Source organism: Proteus sp. TSJ240517 (assembly GCF_047921575.1).
In the GTDB taxonomy this organism is placed as follows: Bacteria; Pseudomonadota; Gammaproteobacteria; order Enterobacterales; family Enterobacteriaceae; genus Proteus.
Genome location: NZ_JBLRMH010000009.1, coordinates 149891 through 173229, shown reverse-complemented (window position 1 = coordinate 173229; position 23339 = coordinate 149891). Strand labels below are relative to the sequence as shown.

Genomic DNA, 23339 nt, shown 5'->3' with positions numbered 1-23339 from the left:
TGATATGGCTGATACATCGTTCTACCTGAAAGTTGTCAGCGCTGAAAAGCAGTTATATGACGGCGAAGTCAAACGAATTCAGGTAACTGGTAGCGAAGGTGAGCTCGGTATTTATCCGCAGCATACCCCGTTATTAACTGCCATAAAACCGGGCATGGTACGTGTCGTAAAAACATCGGGTGAAGAAGAGGTTATCTACCTTTCTGGTGGTATTCTCGAAGTTCAACCGACAGGCGTCATTGTACTGGCAGATACAGCTATCCGTGGTCGTGATTTGGATGAAGCGAAAGCGTTGGAATCTAAGCGTAAAGCTGAAGAACACATTCAATCCTCTCATGGTGATGTTGATTATGCTCAAGCATCAGCAGAATTAGCCAAAGCGATTGCAAAACTACGTGTAATCGAATTGACTCGACGTTGATGTAAATAGGCAGTCTATGAATAAAAAAGCCAGTTGGTTCTTCGCTAACTGGCTTTTTTGCGTCATGAAATATTTTGTGTGACGAAATATGTAGTATTATTTGGCATAAACAGGTTTACTTGCCATTCTTTACGGGAGTTATCGGGTTAATTATGTCTAATTCAGCTAAAAGCGTTGTTATTCTTGCTGCGGGAAAAGGCACCCGCATGTATTCACAGTTACCTAAAGTTCTTCATAAACTTGCAGGTAAATCCATGGTTCAACATGTGATTGATACTGCCAAGTCATTAGGCGCTCAACAAACACACCTTGTCTATGGGCATGGTGGTGAACTAATGAAAGAAAAATTAGGTTCACAACCTGTTAATTGGGTACTACAAGCAGAGCAACTAGGAACAGGTCACGCAATGCAACAAGCTGCGCCTTTCTTTGCTGATGATGAAGATATCCTGATGCTTTACGGTGATGTTCCACTTATCACTAAAGAAACGTTAGAACGTTTAATTGAAGTCAAACCAGAAGGCGGTATTGGTTTATTAACAGTTATTTTAGATAACCCAACTGGCTATGGTCGTATTGTTCGTGAAAATGGCGAAGTGACGGGCATTATCGAACAAAAAGATGCGTCTGAAGAACAACTCAAAATTACTGAAATCAACACGGGTATTTTGGTCGCTAATGGTGGTGATTTAAAACGTTGGTTAGGTAAGCTCAATAATAATAATGCACAAAAAGAGTATTACATTACTGACATTATCGCGTTAGCGTATAAAGAAGGTCGTAAAATTGAAACGGCTCATCCTCGTCGTCATAGTGAAATGGAAGGCGTGAATAACCGTTTACAACTGGCTACATTAGAACGTATTTACCAAACAGAACAGGCTGAACGCTTATTATTAGAAGGCGTCATGTTGCTTGATCCTGCTCGTTTTGATTTACGTGGTACGCTAACTCACGGTAAAGACGTCGTCATTGACACTAACGTGATTATTGAAGGTAATGTCACTTTAGGTAACAACGTTGAAATCGGTACAGGGTGTGTCCTGAAAAACTGTGTGATTGGTGATAATTCTATTATCAGCCCCTATACGGTGATCGAGGATGCAAACTTAGCTCAAGAGTGTACTGTTGGGCCATTTGCACGCCTTCGTCCGGGTAGTGAATTAGCGGATAAAGCTCACGTTGGTAACTTTGTTGAGATGAAAAAAGCAAGCTTAGGTGTTGGCTCTAAAGCGGGTCATCTGACTTACTTAGGCGACACTGAAGTAGGCGCTAATGTTAATATCGGCGCGGGTACTATTACTTGTAACTACGATGGTGCGAATAAATTCAAAACAGTTATTGGTGATGACGTCTTTATTGGTTCAGATACCCAATTAGTAGCGCCAGTTACGGTTGCTAATGGTGCAACAATTGGTGCAGGAACAACACTCACTAAAAACGTGAATGAAAATGAATTAGTGATCAGTCGAGTTAAGCAAACTCATATTAGTGGATGGAAACGTCCAGTGAAGAAAAAACAATAATTTTAAGAAAAGGGCGTATATTTCATTAGCGCCCTTTTCTTGTACGCTATTATTCTAAAAACAAAAAATATCCCCGCTTTCTACAATGGCTTGGGGAACAGACCAATCAGGTATAAGACATCCAAGTGCGAATAAACGCACAGTTTTAGGAATAACACAATGTGTGGAATAGTAGGTGCAGTTGCACAACGCGATATCGCTGAAATCTTAATTGAAGGCTTACGTCGTTTAGAATACCGCGGTTATGACTCTGCGGGTTTAGCGGTTGTGGATAATGACTGTAAAATGACACGTCTGCGTGAAGCTGGCAAAGTACAAATGCTGGCGGAAGAAGCAGAAAAAACACAAGTGATTGGTGGTACAGGTATTGCTCATACTCGTTGGGCAACACATGGTGAACCTTGTGAAGATAATGCACATCCTCATGTATCAGGTACGATTGCAGTTGTACATAATGGCATTATCGAAAACTACCAAGAACTGAAAGCAGAATTAATTAAAAAAGGGTATCAGTTTGCTTCTCAAACTGACACTGAAGTGATTGCTCACCTTGTTAACTGGGAACAGCGCCAAGGTGGTACATTACGTGAAGTTGTACAACGTGTTATTCCTCAATTACGTGGTGCTTACGGTACCGTTATTATGGATAGCCGTACACCTGAGTTATTAGTCGCTGCTCGCTCTGGTAGCCCGCTGGTGGTAGGTCTTGGCGTGGGTGAAAACTTCCTTGCTTCTGACCAGTTGGCTCTATTACCTGTTACCCGTCGCTTTATCTATCTTGAAGAAGGGGATATTGTCGAGGTCACTCGTCGTCATGTTCATATTTTTGATGTGAATGGCGAAGAAGTTGTTCGTGATACGATTGAATCAAATGTTCAATACGATGCGGGTGATAAAGGTGTTTACCGTCACTACATGCAAAAAGAGATCTATGAACAGCCTCTGGCGATTAAAAACACGCTTGAAGGTCGTTTAAAATCAGAAACGATTGATCTAAGTGAACTAGGATCTAAAGCTGAAGATATCTTATCTAAAGTTGAACATATTCAAATTGTAGCTTGTGGTACTTCTTATAACGCAGGTATGGTTTCACGTTATTGGTTTGAGTCTTTAGCGGGTATTCCTTGTGATGTCGAAATTGCATCAGAATATCGCTACCGTAAACCAGCAACTCGCCGTAACAGTTTACTGATTACATTATCTCAATCAGGTGAAACAGCAGATACATTAGCTGCATTGCGGTTATCTAAAGAGTTAGGTTATTTATCTTCTTTAGCTATTTGTAACGTTGCAGGCTCTTCTTTGGTTCGTGAGTCTGAATTTGTTTTAATGACTAAAGCGGGTGCTGAAATTGGTGTTGCATCAACCAAAGCATTTACCACACAGTTAACCGTTCTATTAATGCTGGTGGCATATATGGGACGAATTAAAGGTGTCGCGACATTAGAGCAAGACGTTTCAACAGCATTACATGCATTACCAAGCCGTATTGAAAGCATGCTATCGAAAGATAAAGTGATTGAAGCGTTAGCTGAAGACTTCTCAGAAAAAAGCCATGCTTTATTCTTAGGTCGTGGCGACCAATACCCGATTGCGGTAGAAGGTGCATTAAAGCTAAAAGAGATCTCTTATATTCATGCTGAAGCTTATGCTGCTGGTGAATTAAAACATGGTCCATTAGCATTAATTGATGCGGATATGCCTGTTATCATCATTGCGCCAAACAATGAGTTATTAGAGAAATTAAAATCTAATATTGAAGAAGTACGTGCGCGTGGTGGCTTACTGTATGTATTTGCGGATCAAGATGCAGGCTTTGAAGAAAACGAAACGATGAAGTTAATTTCTTTACCTCATGTTGAAGAGCTTATCGCACCTATTTTCTATACTGTACCATTACAGTTGTTGTCTTATCATGTTGCCTTAATTAAAGGCACAGATGTAGACCAACCTCGTAACTTAGCAAAATCGGTTACAGTTGAATAAATAAAGTCAAAGTTAACTTTATTCTAAAAGAACCAGTCATGCTGTAAAAAGCAGGCTGGTTTTTTTATGCCTAGAAAATAAAACTCTGCCCGCAAATCGATAACAGGCAGAGGAAAATAACACAATCGGAGAGATATATTGCTATTAAAACAACACTACAGTAAGAACAAAACTAGTTGTAAGACTTAAACAGGGATTGGTTGCCTGATTTATCAAAGGCAATCACTTGGTAAGGCTCTTTGTAATCACCTGCATACATACCTAAACTTCCCGCTGGCATACCTGCAACGGCAATACCTGATTTAGATTTATCTACTAAGTCGATATTTTTTAAACTATCAACGGGGATATGTCCTACTAAATCTTTACCTTGGTAAGTCGCAAAGTGGCAACTTAATAAATTATTGGGTACACCGGCTTGTTGATATTTCTGCATTAACTCTGTCTCTGAAACAATATTCACTTTAACATTGAAGCCTGCTTCTTTTACGCCATCAGCCCATAACGTACAGCATCCACAACTGTCAGTTTTATAAACCTCAATAACATTATGATTAGATGCATAAGCCGTGCTTGTAAAAGCGGAGATTGCAATAATAGAAGGCAGTAATAATTTTTTCATTGTTTATTCCTTTCACTAAATTGATAGATGAAACAATAATCTTTACCCCTACTGGAAGGTCAATTTAATTAAGGTATAAACGTGTAGAGTTTTGTAAAAAAATATTTATAGAAAACAAAGATATAAATAATACTTTGCTTATCCTTTTTTGATGTTTTTCGAGAATATGACTTGATATAAGAAGAAAAAAAGCCTGCATAGCAGGCTTAAAATGGAGAAAACAGGGTAAACGTAGAGTAGTTAGGATGTAAACGACTATGAGGGTATCTCATAAGTTAAATCACCTCTTGCGAAGAGTGTTTGTGCTTTAACTTGGAATAACTATAAACCTAAACTTAACTTGAGGTTAAAGCGGAGAAATTTGTATAAGGGATCCAATTTTATTGATGAAAATAAAATATAGAGAATATAAAAATAAAAAAGCCAATATTTTCAATGTATTGGCTTTAAAATAAATAGGTGTATTTTTAATTTAAAAACAAATTATTTGATGGCGATTATTTGATAATAGTAATTTGTTTTACGTCGATCTCAGTGCTTGTCCATTCTTTATCAACTTTACCTTCAATTCTGACGGTATTATCTGGTGTAACTGTTTGTCCACGCCATCTTTTATTGTCGATATCTACATTGATACCGCCTGTGCTGTCTTCAAAAACGTACAGCTCATCACCAATTTTTTTGGTAATTTTACCCGTTAAAATAACCCAAGTGTCATCAGAAAGATCTTTTGCTTTTGCAACGGAGGTTTCGCTAATTGAAGGACCTTTAAATCCTCCTTGATCTGCACTTGATTGAATAGTGCCTTGAGGAGAAACAAAACCACCATTATGAGATGTTGTATTGGCTTGAGATGCAAAGGCCAACGTACTACCAATTAATAATACAAGAATTTTTTTCATATCAAGCTCGCTTTCTGTTTAAAATATAACTAAGTATAGTACTTATTTTATTTCAACTTCATGTATAAAACAGCATATAAAGGTAAATCTAGATATTAATACATCAAATGATTGATATTACTATTTTAAAACTAGAGTTATATTTTATAGTGTTGTTTTTTTCAATATAAGCATCTATCACTAAGTACTTCTTTTCTTTAAGTTAAATCTTCTGGTTATTTCCCCTTTGGATCAGTGTAGACCGTTATTCAAAAATATACCTTGTAGGATCATTGTTTTTAGATGTATTACCTCTTATCATCCAGCGCCTTCAAATTTTTTTTAATTTTCCCCTGTTATTTTTAGAGGTTTTAGGTTTTATGACTAACGAACGCATTGCCAATCCGGGTCCATTAGGTTTAATGGGTTTTGGTATGACAACGATTTTGTTGAACATACATAATGCCGGTTTTTTCCCAGTAGTCTCAGTTATTATGAGTATGGGAATTTTTTATGGTGGGATCGCACAAGTTATTGCTGGAATTTTTGAGTTCAAAAAAGGCAATACTTTTGGAGCCACTGCATTTACCTCTTACGGCTTCTTTTGGGTAACATTAGTAGGTATTTGGTTATTACCCGTGATGGGCTTAAGTGAACCCACAACACCTCTCTTTTTGGGTGTGTTTTTAGCGTTATGGGGAATTTTTACCTTTTTCATGTTTATTGGCACGTTAAAAGCCAATAGAGCACTCCAGTTTGTCTTTTTAAGTCTGACTATTTTATTTGCATTACTGGCAATAGGAAATATCACAGGTAATGCACTGATTTTAAAAATTGCAGGTTTTGAAGGTATTATTTGTGGTGCCAGTGCTTTTTATCTTGCAATGGCTGAAGTATTAAATGAGATGTATGGCAGAACAATACTGCCAATTGGTCACAAGTAACCGCTTTATACAGAAGTGGCTATTTAGCCACTTCTACTACTTGGCTTTTACGGCGTATTAGTTTTCTTGCACACCATGCGTAAAGCAACCCTGCAACGACACCTGAAATATGTGATTCTGTTGATACACCTAATTGTCCCGGAATTAAGCCATAGGCCATTGATCCATAATAGAATAGAACAAAGAGTGCAATTACAATATCGATAATTTTATGTCGAGTAAAAGCGTGAGCAATAAGTAAAGACCATAACCCAAAAATCCACCCACTTGCACCAACGTGAATAGCATTTCGTCCAAAAATCCAAACTAATAAACCACTTACGATAATAATAAATATACTGGATAGTACATATTCTCGTAGAGATTGTGTCATGGATAAAAAGCTAAGAATAAGAAGCGGGAGTAGATTACTAAATAGATGGGACCAAGATCCATGAATGAAAGGTGCGATAAAAATACCAATTAAACCTTCACCCGTTCTTGGAACAATACCCCATTGAAAAAGAGATATGGGTAATAGTGAGTTAATAAGTTGAAGTAAGACTAATATGATAGTTAACCCACCAAGAAAGGTGAGCCTTTTTTTAAACCAAACCTTATCCATAACGTAGCCTTAATAATGTAATGACGTTGATAAAACGCTATAAATAGAAGAGCCTCTAATAAAAAGAAGAAAGGCTCTTTTTTATTTATTAGTCTAATAAATTAAGGCAAGCAGCTCCGCGAGCGCCACCTGCATCACCATGACGAGCTTTTTCTATTGCTGGAATTTGAGCATTTCCATAGACACAGTGTGAGAGATATTCAGGTAATTGGTCATACAGTGCATTAAATTGCGATAATCCACCACCAATAACAATTAAATGTGGATCAAGTACAGTAAGAATATTACTTAGATAAATCGCTAACACTTTCATATAACGATCAACGTGCTCTTCTGTTTTCTTATCTCCAGCATAGTATTGCTCAACAATATCAACGGCTCTTCTGGGAGTATGATTGAATGCCTTATACATACGTTCAAAACCACGACCAGATAAATAAGTTTCAAAACACGCTTTTTTACCACAACCGCAGATGATTTTTGGCATTGTTTCGCCAATCACGTTATCTGCATCCACATTCAGATTCATATGACCGATTTCACCAGCAATCCCATTCTTGCCAGATAATACTTTGCCATCAATAACAAAACCGCCACCAACACCTGTACCTAAAATAAGTCCAAGTACAGAAGGATGATGACGAAATTCGGGATCCCATGCTTCCGATAAGGCAAAGCAGTTAGCATCATTTTCAACTTTAACCGGTCTATTGAGTATATGTGCAAGATCATGAACCATTGGCTTGTATTTAGCGGCTGGAACATTAGTGGTAAATACCGTTCCTTCTTTTGCATTCACAATACCAGGAACACCAACGCCTACTTTTCCTTTACACCCTAATTCAATGTCAGCTTCTAAGGTTAGTTCCTTAAAAACATTCAATAACGCCTGATAATCATTTTTAGGTGTAGGAACACGTTTTTGCCATACTTGAGTCAGATCTTTATCAAAAACGGCAAGCTCAATTTTTGTGCCGCCCATATCAAAACCATAATACATATCAGTCTCTTAATTATTCTGTAAATATTATTTATAGCAACGACAAGGGTGTCGTTACGTGGCCATTTCTATTTCAGTCAATACTTAAGTTATCTCTACTGCTTATATACACTAGGTTAAAGAAGAACAGTGATTGGTGACAGTTGAGTTTTCTTTATCTATTGATTACTACTTTCAATCAAAACACTACGTACTTTCATTAGAGCAAAGCCTAATAAATTTAATCCATTCCAAAGAAGAGGATTGTTAATCTCATTGTCTTGCTCACTTAAACCGACTCCCCATATTTTATCAACGGGGCTTGCCTCAACAAGCACACGATTGCCTGTTGAAATCAGAAATTTACCGAGTTCTTCATTTTGGGAAAACTTAGCGATATTGGCACGAATAACAATATCCATACGGTGTTGTTCCCAAATACCTTGGTCAAATCCTTTGACTTCTCTGCCTAATGCTTTTGCAGAGCCTGGGTTAGATGCAGTAATAATGCGCTTTCTGACTTCTATATCATTAAATAGCTTTGCTTTTTCAGCCATCATATAGTGCTCAGCGCTGGCATAACGCACATCATCTAATATAAAAGGTGCTGGATACCATTGGCTAAAACAACTTTTTGCGATGTCATTACCTTTACTTTTGTGTCCCCAAAAGTAGATGTACTTTATTTTCTTTCCTGCACGAAATTCTTTTTTTAATTGTTCTAAATCCATCTTTTTTTCCGTTATGTTGAATACTCCTAATTCACTTAATAAAGATAGCATAGAAGTAAAGAAGGATAGAGTGCCTTTTTGCTATTCTGCTTATAGGTGAAGCGATTCCGCTATTTTCAAATTATTCTTATTAAATTAATCTTAATTAGATTTGTTTTTACTGAATGATAAAAAAAATAGAGCTTAGATTACTAGGATTACTCTTAAAAAAATCGAACTAAAGAGTTTCTTTATTTATATAATCACACAAAAAGATAATCTTAAAACGATACTACTTACTTAGTATAAAGGTGTAGTTAATTAAGTATTTTTAATATAAAAAAGCACATTTATTGGTATTTATACTAATTGTTGGTATTTATAACTAATAAAATAGCTATTACTTAATTAATTTAATAACTTAGGTTAATTGAGATACTTGTTTTCATTGTTACATTTATTATTTGAACTAAATCACGCTTGTGTATTTGTTAAGCTAAATTAACAATATCATTTTATAGATAAAATATTACTTAAGTTAATTATTCTGGAATACAGGTTATTCTTAGCGGTATTTACTATAAGTAAATAATAAAACTAATCATAGATTGATTATCTACTTTTGTCTTTTATTTTAATGTTTTTTTCTAAAACTTAACCAATACTGATGTGTTTTATTTTTTTATTAATAAAATAGAACGATCGTAATATGATAAAAAGCAATAAACACACTTTTTAGGTGTAAAAAAGGAACCTATTTTGATGATGATCAATATGAATAAATAATCCTTTCCATTTTTAGTTATTATTTTTTTAGTCTTTTTTGGAATAGAAAAAAGAGGGTTTATTAAAATTGATCTTGATGGGCTCTTTGCTTTTTAGAAGAAATAATATCAATAAATAATTATTTTAGAATTTTATATTTATAAAATTTATACAAATTGTTATTAATTAACTCTAGTTATTATCTGGTTTTTAAACTTGTTTTTTTAGGTAAAAAAGACGCTATTTTTGATAGTAATAATAAATATGAAATTAAGTAAAAGTACCCATTTTTATAAAGTGAAAATGAGTGGCGTTTTACTTTTTACACTTTTTTTGATGTTGTCTTTTTCATTAAAATAATTATACAATTTAATTTAAATAATCATTGCTCCTAATTGGATGATGTTTATTTGTAATTAAATAAATTAGTATTTATAAGATTATTTTACCCTACATAGTTGATGTTCATTAATTGATGATTTAATGAGAGTTTAAATATGAATTTATAGAGATATATTTTTAACTTATTGTGAAAATTATCTATAAGGTTCTCTCCTCCTTATTTTGGATGAGCATCAAATTATTGAACAAGGTTTAGAGTACTGTTATTAAAGGGGCCACACTATGTATGATGATATTAGTAACCTAAAAGATAAGTTTCAGGAAGATGCCTTTGCTTTTCAAGAGTTTTCTTCCTCTACAATACAAGATGTTGATAATAAAATAGAACCAGTAGTTATAAATAAAGAAGATAATAATAAAATTAGTAATTTAAGTAATAATACGTTTTCTGAAACTTCACTTATAGTGAAAAACGAACCAAAACAGCCTGTTACTTCATCGTCTATCCCTTCTTATCACCAGGATGCTTTAGTTGTTAAAGCAAAGAAAGACAATTTAATTAAGAGTAAGCAAAATTTGTTAGCAGATAATAAAATATTTGATAGCAAAGAAACTGATAGAGTTCATGCTCATGAAAATATATCACTAAAAGATATATTGTCATTTATTGCCTCTATCTAATCTGAATAAGCAAAACTCTTTGTGTAAATAAATAATATTGACTGGTGTCAATCTTTAGCCATTGTTATTTTATTTTTTAAGATAGGTTTATTTCTTTTCGATATTTATTAATGTCGATAGGGTGCCTTTGTCTTAAGAAAAGATCTATGGCGATGACAAAGGTATGGGTTTATGAATAAAATATTTAAAACATTAATTACGGCTTTTTTATTGATAACGATGTTTTCACTCATTGTTATGCCAATGAGCGCCGAACAACAATATATATTCGGTCTTATCAATATATTGCTGTTATTTGTTATCGGTTTTAAAAAATCAAAAAAACGATTATTAACAATGGTTTTTATTTCATTGTTGATGTCAACGCGTTATCTCTACTGGCGTGCAACAAATACCTTAAATTTTAATACAACTATCGAGGCTGTTTTAGGTAGTGGTTTATTTATGGCTGAAATTTATTCTTGGATAATATTAGTCCTAGGTTATTTCCAAACGTCATGGCCATTAAATAGAAAAATAGCACCTTTACCTAAAGATATTTCTCAATGGCCTACTGTTGATATTTATATTCCAACATATAACGAAAGCTTGGATGTTGTACGTGATACGGTCCTTGCTGCACAAGCTATCGATTATCCACAAGATAAAATGAAAGTTTATATATTGGATGATGGTAGTCGTGAAGAATTTAAACAATTCGCTGGTGATGTTGGTGTAACTTACATTGAACGTGAAGTTCATGATCACGCTAAAGCAGGTAACTTAAATCATGCGATGGGATTAACAGACGGTGAGCTAATCTGCGTTTTTGACTGTGACCATATTTCCACGCGTATTTTCTTGCAAGCAACAGTAGGAAGCTTCCTTGAAGATCCAAAATTAGCGTTGATCCAAACACCACACTATTTCTACTCGCTAGACCCATTTGAACGAAATTTAAGTGCGGCTAAAGATGCACCGCATGAAGGCGCACTTTTCTATGGCCCTGTTCAACGTGGTAATGATAACTGGAATGCGACATTCTTCTGTGGTTCATGTGCTGTTATGCGTCGTAGTGCTCTTGAAGAAATTGGTGGCATTGCTGTTGAAACGGTAACAGAAGATGCACACACTGCGCTTAAATTACAACGCTTAGGTTGGAACTCTGCATTTATTGATATTCCTTTAGCCGCAGGTCTTGCAACAGAACGTTTAGCATTACACGTTAACCAGCGTATTCGTTGGGCTAGAGGAATGACACAGATATTCCGTGTTGATAATCCAATGTTGGGGCGTGGTTTAACATTCCCTCAGCGTTTATGTTATCTCAATGCCATGCTCCACTTTCAGTACGGTTTGCCTCGTATCATCTTCTTGACTGCGCCGTTACTGTTTATGTTATTTAACCTTAATATTATCGCTTCATCCGCCAGCATGATATTTGCCTATGCATTACCACACTTAATCATGTCGGTTTATGTAAACTCGAAAAATATCGGTAAATACCGTTACTCTTTTTGGGGTGAAATTTATGAAACCGTCATGGCATTTAGTTTGGTACTCCCTACTTTACTGAGCTTAGTTTCACCAAAATTAGGTAAATTTAACGTAACAGATAAAGGTGACTTGCTTGATAAAAGCTATATGGATTACCTCACTGTACGTCCATTAATTATCACTGCACTTCTTCTTATCACCGGGATTTCATGGGTTGTTGTCCGTTACCTATTAAATGACTTCCAAGGTATTGACCCGCTGGTTATTGTTTTAAACCTTGCTTGGGCGACATACAGTTTATTTATCATTCTTGCCTCTATCGCAGTAGGTAAAGAGACGCGACAAATTCGTAAAAATACTCGAATCAATGCATCTTTACCGATTACGTTACATTTTGATGATGGCGCTGAATTAACAACTACCACAGAAGATATTTCAATGGGTGGCGTTCGCATTGCCGCGAATAAAATGTCTGAACTTCGCCAACGTAATGTCACTTCAATCACCCTGAATGTACAACGAGATGAAGTTACCGTTCCTGTTGATATGGTGAGTTTAGAAAGCAATCAACTACGTCTTGAATTCTTACCTATTGATTTAAATCTTCGCCGTAAATTGGTGCGCATTGTCTTTGGTCGTGCTGATGCATGGATCCATCAAGCAGATTATAAAGACAAGCCATTTAAAGAATTGGCCGGTATTACACGTTGTATTTTCGAACTGTTCTTTGGTCGTCGCCAAAAAGTGAAAGCGCCAGCAATAAGAACGAAAGCAAAAGCTTCACTCTCTGTGCAATCAATTAACGGGGATGACTAAGCATGAAAAAGAAACTGACATTAATGCTAAGCCTGACGGCAATAGCGATCGCAAGTATTAATCTTTCTCAAGCAGATACCGGAATGTTAGAGCTAGGAGGGGAGCTTTTACCTGATCCGACTGCTTATACACATTCGCCAGTGCAACAAAATGCGAATAACCCGATCCAACTTGAAGATGGCGTATTGTCTGAAGCGCGTAATATTGAAGAGCAATTAACATTAGCACAAATGGGAAGTCCATCGCCTATCGTGCTATCAGGAAGAAAATTACTTTCTGGTGTGACTTTTAATATGGCGAACGATTTATTTATTGATAACGCCACATTAACAATGAAAGTGAAAGCATCTCAAGGATTAATTCAATCTGATCAAACACTTCACTTAATGCTAAATGGTCAACCTATGGGATTTCTACCTTTAGAAGAAGGTGGGCAAGAGCATGAATATGTTTTAGAAATTCCTGAAATGATGTTGACGAATGTGAATAATCTCAGCTTTCGTTTAGCCAATCGTGATGCATTGGATGAAAGCCAATGTATTCCTCCACTGGCTGAAGAATTAAGTTTGGTTATTTCACCAGATTCATCATTAGATTATCGAGGTCGCTGGATTAATGGCGGGTATAGTCTGGAACGATTGCCCCTACCGTTCTTTGATCCTGACAGAATGACAGCGACCTCGTTACCTATCATATTGTCAGATAAACCTGACCATGCAGAGGTAACAACAGCAGCCATTGCTGCATCATGGTTTGGCAGTTTTAGCCATGATATTAAGCAAGTTGATTTACCGGTTTTAATGAATCAGTTACCTGAAAGTGATGGTATTTTAGTTGGTTATTCAGGGCAGACTATTGCGGGTATTACATTACCTTCAGGAAATAGTGGGCAATTAACCATTGTTGATAACCCAGTCGATCCTGTTTTCAAATTATTACTGATCAGCGGTGATAATGAGAAATCTCTTCGCCAAGCTGTATGGGCATTAAACAACGGTAAATTGCCACAAAACGATCACTTAGTGGTGCCTTCTCAAACGCTTGCAATGAGTGCGGATTACGATGCACCTCGTTGGTTAAATACCAATAAACCTGTTTCGTTAAGTCAAATTGCCAATGGTAGTGATGATTTCTCACGCCAAGGCATTAACCATGCACCAAATCAGTTTTCGTTTCGTGTCTCTCCCGATCTCTTTTGGTGGGATGGTGATGCACTGCCGTTAGATTTGAAATATGTTTTTCCTCATTCGGATAAACTAAATAGTCGTCGCTCTTCATTAATTGTCTCTTTGAATAACCAATTCTTAGGTGCATTGTATCCGGCGCGTTCAGAACCTTTAGGTATGTTAAGACAATGGCTGGGAATGGAGAGCGAACAGCAAAATAGCACGCTCTATTTAAATCCTCGTCAAATTTATAGTCAGAATCAATTACAGTTTTATTTTGATTTACGTGAGCCTGATGATTCACCGTGTATTTTAACGGATGGCAGTAGCTTAATTAGCCAAATTGATCCGCAATCAACACTGCAATTTAAAAATACTTGGCACTACTCAAGAATGCCGAACTTGGCTTATTTTTCAGGAGCGTCATTCCCATTTAGTCGCCGTGCGGATTTTTCACAAACCACACTGCTATTACCTGAAAGTCCAACAATAGAAGAGCTTTATACCTTAGTGAACTTAATGGCGAGATCAGGTTATGCCACAGGAACACCTGTTTCTCATGCTTCGGTTTTCTTAGGTGCTAAAGAGCTCGAGAAAAATAACCTCTCTCAACACGATGTGCTAGCGATTGGCTCATTAAATAGTGAGGGATTTCTACCTGCTCGTTTTTCACAACAAACGTTCTCATTTTTAAATAAAAACGTCGAAATCAAACCACAATCATTGATTGACAAGGCAAAAGGTTGGATTGCTGGCGATTATTTATCTCAAAGTGGTGATGCTGCAAGTTACTTATCTTCACTGAAAGATTGGCGTGGCATGATGAGTTTTATCTCACCTTGGGCAAGCAACAGAGTTGTCGTATTGGTTACAGCTAAAGGTAATGCTTCGATAAAAACCATTATCAATGACTTAAATTTAGCCCAAATAAATGCGGCTATTAAAGGCGACATCACTCTTATTAGTGGTAAAGACACCGTAAAAAGTTTCCATTTAGGTGAACACTTTTCGCAAGGTGACTTACCTTTCTTACAACAATTCCTTTGGTATAGCTCTAGACACGTATATTTGCTGGGTCTTTTAGCTGTTGGTTTTTGTGCGTTGACGGGCTTCGTGACTTATTACTGGTTACAACGTCGTTCAACTCGTCGTTTACATCAGATATCACAGCATCGTTCAGACAAATAAGGGGGGATATAAGATGAAAAATCACGCACTTAATATCATCGTTAAAGTCATCTATGCAGGTTGTATTCTAGGGGCATCAAGCCAAGTACAAGCAACCGCAGTTGAGGCAAATACAACAGCAACTGATCCAAATATTGTCAGTTCTCTTATTGAGCAAGCTAATTATTGGCACGGTAGAGCACACGATGAACGTGCAGTAGAAGCACTGCAAAAAGTACTGATTATGGAAAGCAATAATCAGGACGCGCTGTATTTAATGGCATTCTTTACTGCGCAACAAGGTAATGAAAAACAAGCAACATATTGGCGAGAAAAACTTGCGCAAATTGCACCGCAAGATCCACGAATTGAAGGATTAAAAAATATCCGATCATCACAATTTAGTGAACAACAATTAGGATATGCCAGAGAGTTAGCGAAAAAAGGGCAACATGAAGAAGCAATAAAAGCGTATCAACGTTTATTTGTTAGTAGTGAGCCACCTGAAACACTAGCGTTAGAATATTATCAAACCATGGCGGGTGTACCCGCAATGTTGCCTCAAGCTATTACGGGATTAAAGCAACGTGCTGCATTAATGCCTGATAATAAAGAAACGCAAAAAGCATTAGGATTAACGCTAACTTATAACGAAGAGACTCGCCGTGAAGGTATAACTATTTTAGGTAATATCTCGGGTGATGAATCAGCCAAAAAAGGTATGCGTCAAGCACTGTTATGGCTGAATGTTCGTCCTGATGATGAAGTGTTATATAAGACTTATTTGCAAGCAAACCCGAACGATAAAGCTGTTGCAGAGCATTTCCAAGGTGCTATTCAAGGTAATGCACGCCAAGCAGGTTATACCGCATTAAATAAAGGTAAATTGAAAGAAGCCGAAGGTTATTTCAAACAAGCTTTAGCGGCAGATAACAATGATGCGCAAGCCTTAGCGGGGTTAGGTTATATCGCATTACGCTCAGGTGATTTAACCACAGGTCAGCGTTTATTAAACCAAGCTGCACAATCAGGTGGAGAACAAGGCAGCAAATGGAAACAACAAGCGGAAGATGCGGGTTTTTATGCGCAATTACGCAGTGCACAACAACGCGCTAAACAAGGGAATATTCAACAAGCTCTCGATCAATTAGCCCCATTAGCGGGTGCTTCAGGTGAAAAAGGGTTGTCTGCCAACTTATTACAAGCTGACTTATTACGTAAGCAAGGTAATTTACCCGCGGCTCACCAATTGCTGTCAGGGCTTTATCAGCAAAATAGCCATAATGAGAAAGTGATTTCTGCTTATTACTATTTATTAGTTCAGGAAGGGCAGAATACAAAAGCAGAACAATTATTGGCTCAACAATCAGCCTCTTTGCGTCAAAAACTTACTGCAAATACAGATCCTTCTGAGAAATTACGCCGTGACGCGCAAAAAGCGTTAGAAAATGGTAATCGTGTTCAAGCAAGACAATTGCTTTTACAAGCTCAGCGTAAAAACCCGCAAAATAACTGGGTTTACCTCGATTTAGCGCGCTTAATGGCCGCTGATGGTGACAGTGCTGGCGCAAAAAATATTATCTCACAGCTACAAAACCGTAGAACAAGAGATTCTGATTATGTGGCATCGCTGTTTTATGTTGAGCAAAAAGAGTGGGATAAAGTTTTTAACTTACTAAGTAGCCATAATCAACAAACTGAAGCTGAAAAAGAGTTATTACAGCGTGCTCGTTTTCATCGTCAACTTGCGCAAGCTGACCATTATCGTCAGGCAGGAAACCTTGTTGCAATGCGTAATATTTTACGTCCATTAATTAATCAAGTGGCTGATTATCCAAATGATGTGGGTGAATTGGCTGAAAAATTAGTTAATAGTGGATTAAATGATGAAGCGTTGAAATTGGTTGAAAGTGATATTGCAAAAGGCACTAAAGGTTCAGTAGGTAACTACGCTGGTCATATCAACGTTCTCAATGAGTTAGGTCATTATACACAGGCATCTAGCTTGATTAATGATCCTGCTTTACAACAAGAAACACCGATTGTTGAGAAGAAACGTTTAGAAGTTGCCACTAAAGTTGCGCAAGCAGATAGCCTACGTGAAAAAGGCGAAATTAAAGCAGCTTACGACACGTTAGTGGTTGCTTTAAAAACATCACCGAATGATCCCTATTTATTAATGGCATTAAGTCGTGTTTATTTAGCGCAATCAATGCCTGAACAATCAAACAAAATTCTTTCTTATTTAGAAAAAGAGCAAGGAAAAGATAGCAAATTAATTCAAGCTCAAATCGAAGTGGCATTAGCACAAAAAGATGGAAGAAAAGCACAACAATTATTGCAGCAAATTCCTTCATCTTCACAACCCGCTTATTTATTACAAGCTGCGCAAATTGCGCAATTAAATGGTGAGAATCGCAAAGCATTAACGTTACTGCGTAGTGCGCAATGGCAAAACAGTGATAGCACATTAAAAACCTCTGCGGGTCAATTAAACGCATTAGGAGGAAGTGATAATCCTGTTATTGCGGGTTCTATCTATGAACGTAAAGAGATGGCATCGGTTCAACGTTCTATTCGTGAACTTGAAGAAAAAGTTTCACCTTGGGTACAAGGTGGTGTTTCTGTTCGTCATCGTAATGGTGATAAAGGGTTATCTAACATCACTGAAATTTCAGCGCCAATCAGTATTTCGAGTGTGCCTGGAGAAGAGTTCCGTTGGGAATTTAGTGTTAACCCTGTTTCGATGACAAGTGGTTCGGTTTCAGGCGAAAGAGCTAACCGCTTTGGTTCTGGTCAGCTTCAACATGCTGAACGCTTTGCTAAAAATAGCGATAACCATGATGAGAAAAACAAAATTAATGCCGATGAAGCCGGTAGTCAACGTGCTTCTGGTGTTGAATTAGGACTGCGTTTATCGGACAAGGATGTCAGTTTTGATGTGGGCTCAACACCATTAGGTAAAGATACGGCAACGGTTGTCGGTGGTATCACATATTCACCTCAAATTAGCCAAAATGGGCAATTAACACTGACAGCAGAGCGCAGAGCCATAAAAGATAGTCTACTTTCTTATATGGGGCGTACTGATCCAATGACAGGCGAAAGTTGGGGCCGTGTAACACGTAACGGCGCTAAAGTTCAATATGCTTGGGATGATGGAAAAATTGGGGCTTATGCTGGTGGTGGTTTCTATAACTACGAAGGTAAAAGTGTTGCGAGTAATGATGAAGTGAAAGCGTGGATTGGCTCTTATGCTAAGTTCTATAAAGATGATCAACAAGAAGTAAAAGCAGGTGTGCATGTTGATTATATGAACTTCAGAAATAACCAAAACTACTTCTCATTAGGACACGGTGGTTACTTTAGTCCACAAGATTATGTGTCTGTTTCATTACCTGTTGCTTATACCCGTCGTTTTGAAAAAGGTGAAGTCTCATTAAATGGTGCTATAGGGATACAAAGTTACAAACAAAAAGGCAGTGATTATTTCCCAACGCATGGTTATATGCAAAATGCATTAAATAAACAGAATGCGAGCGATCCTCGTATTAAATCTCAGTACGAAGAACAAGACGAAACGAATATTACTTATAGATTAGGTTTAGACGCGAAATATTATTTAAACAAAGAAACCGAGTTAGGTGTCAGCTTATCGCATGATACATCGGGTGATTATGCTGAAGATAATATGTGGTTACACTTAAAATATACCCCAGACTTCCTGTCTAAATAATTAAGGAGACAAATAATGAATAAGCATGACAGTGATATCTTACAATTACCTTTTGAAAGTGGCTGGCAAGATCTAACTCAATTATTATTTTTTCAAATTTTAAATGACAATGATATTTCTACTGCTGGAAATAAATTAAGGAATATAGGTAAAGATATTGCCTTACGTTATCCTTTACCTGAAAGCGAAAATATTCAATTACTTGAATCACATATTAATCGCGTATTAACACTATTTAAATGGGGGTTTGTCACTATATCTCCTGCAATGAGCGAACTTTTACTGGTTCATTGTGCATGGCCTCATTTTACGCAAAGTCAAGATGATGCTCAGTGGCGTGTTGCAAGTGCGGGTGTTTTAGAAGGGTTATATGAAGGTTGGTTAACGAATCAAGGTGGTAATGCCAAAATGCAAGTGCATCGCCAACCTACTGATGCAAAAGATGTCTTTATTTTCCGCTATGCGCATAACTCATCAGCCGAATAATAATATATATGCTTTATTGATGAGCATAGGAGGTCAAAAATGAATGAAATGATATTTAATGATGATAATTCTAAATGCTTATTAATAAAGCAATTTACTAATAATGTTTTCATGATGTTAGTAACAGATATTAATGGCATTATTATTTATGCAAATGAAAAATATTGTGAATTCAATAATGTTCACTTTGAAAATATAAAAGGTAAAAAATATAGCTTATTTAACTTAATTGACGAGAATCAAATCAATTGTTGTGTAAATGGTAATAATGATAATAAAGGAGTATATCGATTAGAAGCCAAAAGAAATAACGATACTCAACAAGATATATGGGAAGATATTAGTATTATTCCTGTATTTGATGAAAGTGATTTAATTTCTCATTATGTATTTATTAGCTTGGATATTACTGATAAGGTAGAGCTAAGAAATGAATTATTTAATAAAAGCTATATTGATTCATTAACTGGAATATCTAATCGACTAAGTATTGTCGAAAAAATTGAAAATGAACGATTAAATGTTTTACAGCCTTCTTCATTTTGCCTTGGTATTATAGATTGCGATAAATTCAAATCTATTAATGATCAATTCGGGCATCATGCAGGCGATAAGGTATTGTGTGAAATATCTAAACGGTTGTCACAATTAGAAAATAATGAAGTCTATTGTGGGCGACTTGGTGGCGATAAGTTTGCTGTGCTTTTCCCTAAAGGATTACGTTCTTGTTCTGTGATTTTGCTAGAAATAATAGAATCACTTTGGAAATCAATGGAAAAGCCCATCAATATTAATTCGGATTTTATGTTAACTCCTTCAATTAGTTTAGGTATTGCTGAATATCCTAAAGATGGAAAAATATTATCTGAATTATTAAAATCTGCAGATGAAACACTTTATTCTATAAAAGAAATGGGTGGTAATAAATATGGGTTTTATTCCGGATTTTAAATAAAAGGTTTTAAATAGAAATTTTTTTAGTAAAGATATATTAAAAGTAACGTTATCTCTTTTTAACGAAGAGGGGGGTAACTGTTTTTTAAATATATCTAGCATTCCTGATGAAATATAAGAGTAAATTTAAAATAATACTAAATATTAGTTTTAGATAAATATCTATTAGAGGATTTTATTATGATGAAAGCGGTTATCCCTGTTGCTGGATTAGGTACTCGTATGTTACCTGCAACGAAATCAATTCCTAAAGAAATGCTGCCTATTGTTGATCGCCCTTTAATTCAATATATTGTTGAAGAGTGTGCTCAGGCAGGTGTTGAGGAAATTATTTTAGTTACTCACTCTTCTAAAAATTCAATTGCAGATCACTTTGATACCAGTTTTGAATTAGAAAATATGCTGGAACAGCGTATTAAAAATAAATTATTAGAAGAAGTACGTTCAATTTGTCCTAACAATGTCAAGATTGTCCAAATTCGCCAAGGCCATGCTTTAGGTTTAGGTCATGCAATTTGTTGTGCACGCCCAGTTATTGGCAATAATCCATTTATTGTTTTACTGCCTGATGTTTTATTAAATTCACATTATTGCGATCCTCAACATGATAATTTATCAGCAATGATAAAACGTTTTGAAAAAACAGAACGTAGCCAAATTATGGTTGAACCTGTGCCAATGAGCCAAGTGCAACAATATGGTGTTGTAGATTGTGAAGGTGTTTTCTGCCCTCAAGGTAATTGGGCGCCTATTCGTCGTATTGTGGAAAAACCAAATCCTGAAGATGCACCTTCTAACCTTTCTGTTGTTGGACGTTATGTTTTCTCTGAAGCTATCTGGGAATTATTAGATGGTCTACCTGCTGGTGTTGGTGGTGAAATTCAATTAACAGATGCGATTGATTTATTATTGAAAAAAGAAGTCGCTGAAGCATATACCTTAGTGGGTAAATCACATGACTGTGGTAATAAGCTAGGATATATGAAAGCCTTTGTTGAGTATGGCCTCCATAATTCTGTGTTAAAAGAAGAATTTTCTTCTTGGATGCGGGACTTTTGTGAAAAAACATTGTTACCCAGAACAGAAGTCATAGAAGAAGATGAAGTAAGTGAAGCACAAAAGATAGTTGCTATCTTTTGAGTTTATATTGAAATAATGTGCAATATGCCGACCGAGATAAGATGGTGGTCGGCAATAGCAGGAGAGAAAGGCAATGTCTTTTTGGCACTTATCTCGTTGTCATTATCTATTTTCTACCTTTTTTTTAGGTTTGTTGCTTATGGTTTCTCCCTCAATACAGGCAGCAGATACTCAAGTAGGATGGCAACAGTTTAAAGAGCGCTATATTCAGGATGATGGGCGAGTTATAGACAGCGCTAACAAAAATATTTCACACTCTGAAGGTCAAGGCTATGGCATGTTAATGGCTGTGATGAGTGATGATCATGAAACATTTAATAAGTTATGGCACTGGACAGCTGCTTCTCTTTATCGTGGCGATTTAGGCTTATTTAAATGGCGTTATGAACCCGAAAATAGTGAACATACTCCTGATCCTAATAATGCAACAGATGGTGATATCTTAATTGCGTGGGCATTATTAAAAGCTGGTGAGAAATGGAATGATGAAAGTTATCTTTCAGCTTCTGATTCTATTCAACACGCTATTTTGGAACATACTTTAGTTAAGACAAAAAATTATACTGTACTTTTACCCGGTATTAATGGCTTCAAAACGCCAGAAGAAATTATTATTAACCCATCCTATTTTATTTTCCCTGCATGGAAAGATTTTTACCGCACGAGCAAAGATGTTCGTTGGAAAGAGTTAATTAATGATAGCCAGTCTTTACTTAGAAATATGCGGTTTGGTGAATATCAATTACCAACAGATTGGGTAAGTTTGTTTCCAGATGGAAAGATAGAGCCTAGTGAAAAATGGCCTGCACGATTTAGCTTTGATGCAATACGTATTCCGCTTTATTTGGCTTGGGCACACGATGAATTAGCGTTACAACCTTTTGTGCAGTATTGGCAGCAATTTGATCGTTATAAGACGCCTGCTTGGGTAAGTATTGATGCTCAAGAGCGCGCTGAATATAACCTTACTCCTGGTATGATGGCAGTGAGAGATTTAACAATGAAAACACCTATTGAAGATGTCGATTTAAGTAAAGATACAGATTATTACTCTTCGGCTTTACACTTATTAGCGGCATTTGCTCAGAATGGGCAATAAGTATATTTAGTTAAATTGAATGATAGATAGCTTAAATTCCTTTTAATACAGAGAGGCATTAAGTTATCTATTTTTTATATCGATAGTGCTAAAAAAATAAATTTCTAAATTATTTATACTTATTCGACTTTAATAAGTTAATTGTAATTCGCTATCTCTATTTGTTTATAACGTTATGTTATTTAAATAATAAATAAACTTTAATCTATGATCTAAGAATAATTTATTTAATGATATTTATGCTAAAGTTATCCCAATAACTTGATAATGTTATTAATATAATTTTTCATCAACAATAGAGGTGGATAAATGAAAGTTTCAGCACGCAATCAGTTAGTCGGTAAAGTTGTTGATATTATTGATGGTGCCGTCAATAGTGAAGTGATTTTATCTTTAGCACACGGTGAGAAACTGGCTACAATCATCACCAAAGAAAGTTGTGAAAGCTTAAATATTAAAAAAGATGGCGAAGCTATTGCGATTATTAAAGCGCCGTGGGTTGTATTAGCACTGCCTGATTGCGGTTTAAATTTCTCTGCACGTAACCAATTTGCAGGAAAAGTGACTCAAATCGTACAGGGTGCAGTGAACTCAACTGTTCATTTAGAAACGGCGAAAGGTTTAGAACTGACTGCGGTTATCACCAATGAAAGCTTACAAGAGATGAAATTGGCAAAAGGCAGTGATGTTTTAGCGTTAGTGAAAGCATCCAGTGTGATTGTAGCAACACGCAAATAATCGAGACGCTATTCTCTTAAAATATAAAAAGAGGCTAAATATTTAGCCTCTTTCTTTTTGATATTACTTATCTTTTTAGATTTATAATCCCGATCACCTT

At 36.1% G+C, this 23339-nt stretch carries 18 protein-coding genes; 13 read left to right on the top strand and 5 right to left on the bottom strand.

Features of this window, described 5'->3' with window-relative positions; translation table 11 throughout:
* The first annotated feature begins 4 nt into the window (after positions 1-4).
* From ACNARN_RS15585 to glmS, 3 genes are all read left to right on the top strand, one after another.
* On the top strand, positions 5-421 hold the full coding sequence (locus ACNARN_RS15585; protein ID WP_109373324.1) for a F0F1 ATP synthase subunit epsilon: 417 nt from the start codon (positions 5-7) through the stop codon (positions 419-421).
* A gap of 152 nt (positions 422-573) precedes the next feature.
* Positions 574-1947, top strand: coding sequence for a bifunctional UDP-N-acetylglucosamine diphosphorylase/glucosamine-1-phosphate N-acetyltransferase GlmU (gene glmU, locus ACNARN_RS15580; protein WP_198620268.1), 1374 nt, complete (start codon positions 574-576; stop codon positions 1945-1947).
* 159 nt (positions 1948-2106) lie between these two features.
* Complete coding sequence (gene glmS / locus ACNARN_RS15575) at positions 2107-3933, top strand: glutamine--fructose-6-phosphate transaminase (isomerizing) (RefSeq protein WP_198620269.1); 1827 nt, start codon at positions 2107-2109, stop codon at positions 3931-3933.
* A gap of 172 nt (positions 3934-4105) precedes the next feature.
* Here glmS and ACNARN_RS15570 read toward each other — a convergent pair whose 3' ends face one another.
* A complete protein-coding gene (locus ACNARN_RS15570; RefSeq protein WP_198626385.1) occupies positions 4106-4555 on the bottom strand; it encodes a DUF411 domain-containing protein in 450 nt (149 codons plus the stop codon).
* 497 nt (positions 4556-5052) lie between these two features.
* Positions 5053-5457 (bottom strand): YgiW/YdeI family stress tolerance OB fold protein, encoded by a 405-nt coding sequence (locus ACNARN_RS15565; protein ID WP_109373328.1) that lies wholly within the window; start codon positions 5455-5457, stop codon positions 5053-5055.
* Positions 5458-5816: 359 nt separating this feature from the next.
* On the opposite strand from ACNARN_RS15565, the gene satP reads away from it, so the two are divergent.
* The gene (satP, locus tag ACNARN_RS15560; protein WP_072065220.1) at positions 5817-6380 is read left to right on the top strand and encodes an acetate uptake transporter; all 564 of its coding nucleotides are present in this window, start codon (positions 5817-5819) and stop codon (positions 6378-6380) included.
* A gap of 19 nt (positions 6381-6399) precedes the next feature.
* Here satP and ACNARN_RS15555 read toward each other — a convergent pair whose 3' ends face one another.
* The 3 genes from ACNARN_RS15555 to ACNARN_RS15545 form a co-directional block, all read right to left on the bottom strand.
* On the bottom strand, positions 6400-6984 hold the full coding sequence (locus tag ACNARN_RS15555; protein WP_196533611.1) for a rhomboid family intramembrane serine protease: 585 nt from the start codon (positions 6982-6984) through the stop codon (positions 6400-6402).
* Positions 6985-7072: 88 nt separating this feature from the next.
* Positions 7073-7984, bottom strand: coding sequence for an N-acetylglucosamine kinase (gene nagK / locus ACNARN_RS15550; RefSeq protein WP_198620272.1), 912 nt, complete (start codon positions 7982-7984; stop codon positions 7073-7075).
* Between the two features lie 158 nt (positions 7985-8142).
* Positions 8143-8694, bottom strand: coding sequence for an NADAR family protein (locus ACNARN_RS15545; protein WP_100157808.1), 552 nt, complete (start codon positions 8692-8694; stop codon positions 8143-8145).
* 1368 nt (positions 8695-10062) lie between these two features.
* On the opposite strand from ACNARN_RS15545, the gene ACNARN_RS15540 reads away from it, so the two are divergent.
* The 9 genes from ACNARN_RS15540 (at position 10063) to ACNARN_RS15500 (ending at position 23239) form a co-directional block, all read left to right on the top strand.
* A complete protein-coding gene (locus ACNARN_RS15540; RefSeq protein WP_196533614.1) occupies positions 10063-10461 on the top strand; it encodes a hypothetical protein in 399 nt (132 codons plus the stop codon).
* Positions 10462-10632: 171 nt separating this feature from the next.
* A complete protein-coding gene (bcsA, locus tag ACNARN_RS15535; RefSeq protein ID WP_416304656.1) occupies positions 10633-12753 on the top strand; it encodes a UDP-forming cellulose synthase catalytic subunit in 2121 nt (706 codons plus the stop codon).
* 2 nt (positions 12754-12755) lie between these two features.
* Positions 12756-15107: a cellulose biosynthesis cyclic di-GMP-binding regulatory protein BcsB gene (gene bcsB / locus ACNARN_RS15530; RefSeq protein WP_416304655.1), complete on the top strand. Its 2352-nt coding sequence runs from the start codon at positions 12756-12758 to the stop codon at positions 15105-15107.
* A 13-nt stretch (positions 15108-15120) separates the two neighbouring features.
* Positions 15121-18822: a cellulose biosynthesis protein BcsC gene (locus tag ACNARN_RS15525; RefSeq protein WP_198632481.1), complete on the top strand. Its 3702-nt coding sequence runs from the start codon at positions 15121-15123 to the stop codon at positions 18820-18822.
* A 15-nt stretch (positions 18823-18837) separates the two neighbouring features.
* The gene (gene bcsD, locus ACNARN_RS15520) at positions 18838-19308 is read left to right on the top strand and encodes a cellulose biosynthesis protein BcsD (RefSeq protein ID WP_109373335.1); all 471 of its coding nucleotides are present in this window, start codon (positions 18838-18840) and stop codon (positions 19306-19308) included.
* 39 nt (positions 19309-19347) lie between these two features.
* Positions 19348-20259, top strand: a complete 912-nt coding sequence (locus tag ACNARN_RS15515) for a diguanylate cyclase domain-containing protein (RefSeq protein WP_416304654.1) — start codon at positions 19348-19350, stop codon at positions 20257-20259.
* A 183-nt stretch (positions 20260-20442) separates the two neighbouring features.
* Positions 20443-21402 carry a UTP--glucose-1-phosphate uridylyltransferase GalU gene (gene galU, locus ACNARN_RS15510; protein ID WP_232797629.1) on the top strand — a complete coding sequence of 320 codons (960 nt, stop codon included), beginning with the start codon at positions 20443-20445 and terminating at the stop codon, positions 21400-21402.
* Positions 21403-21475: 73 nt separating this feature from the next.
* A complete protein-coding gene (locus ACNARN_RS15505; RefSeq protein ID WP_196533624.1) occupies positions 21476-22501 on the top strand; it encodes a glycosyl hydrolase family 8 in 1026 nt (341 codons plus the stop codon).
* Between the two features lie 309 nt (positions 22502-22810).
* Complete coding sequence (locus tag ACNARN_RS15500) at positions 22811-23239, top strand: TOBE domain-containing protein (RefSeq protein WP_196533626.1); 429 nt, start codon at positions 22811-22813, stop codon at positions 23237-23239.
* Positions 23240-23339: the final 100 nt, after the last annotated feature.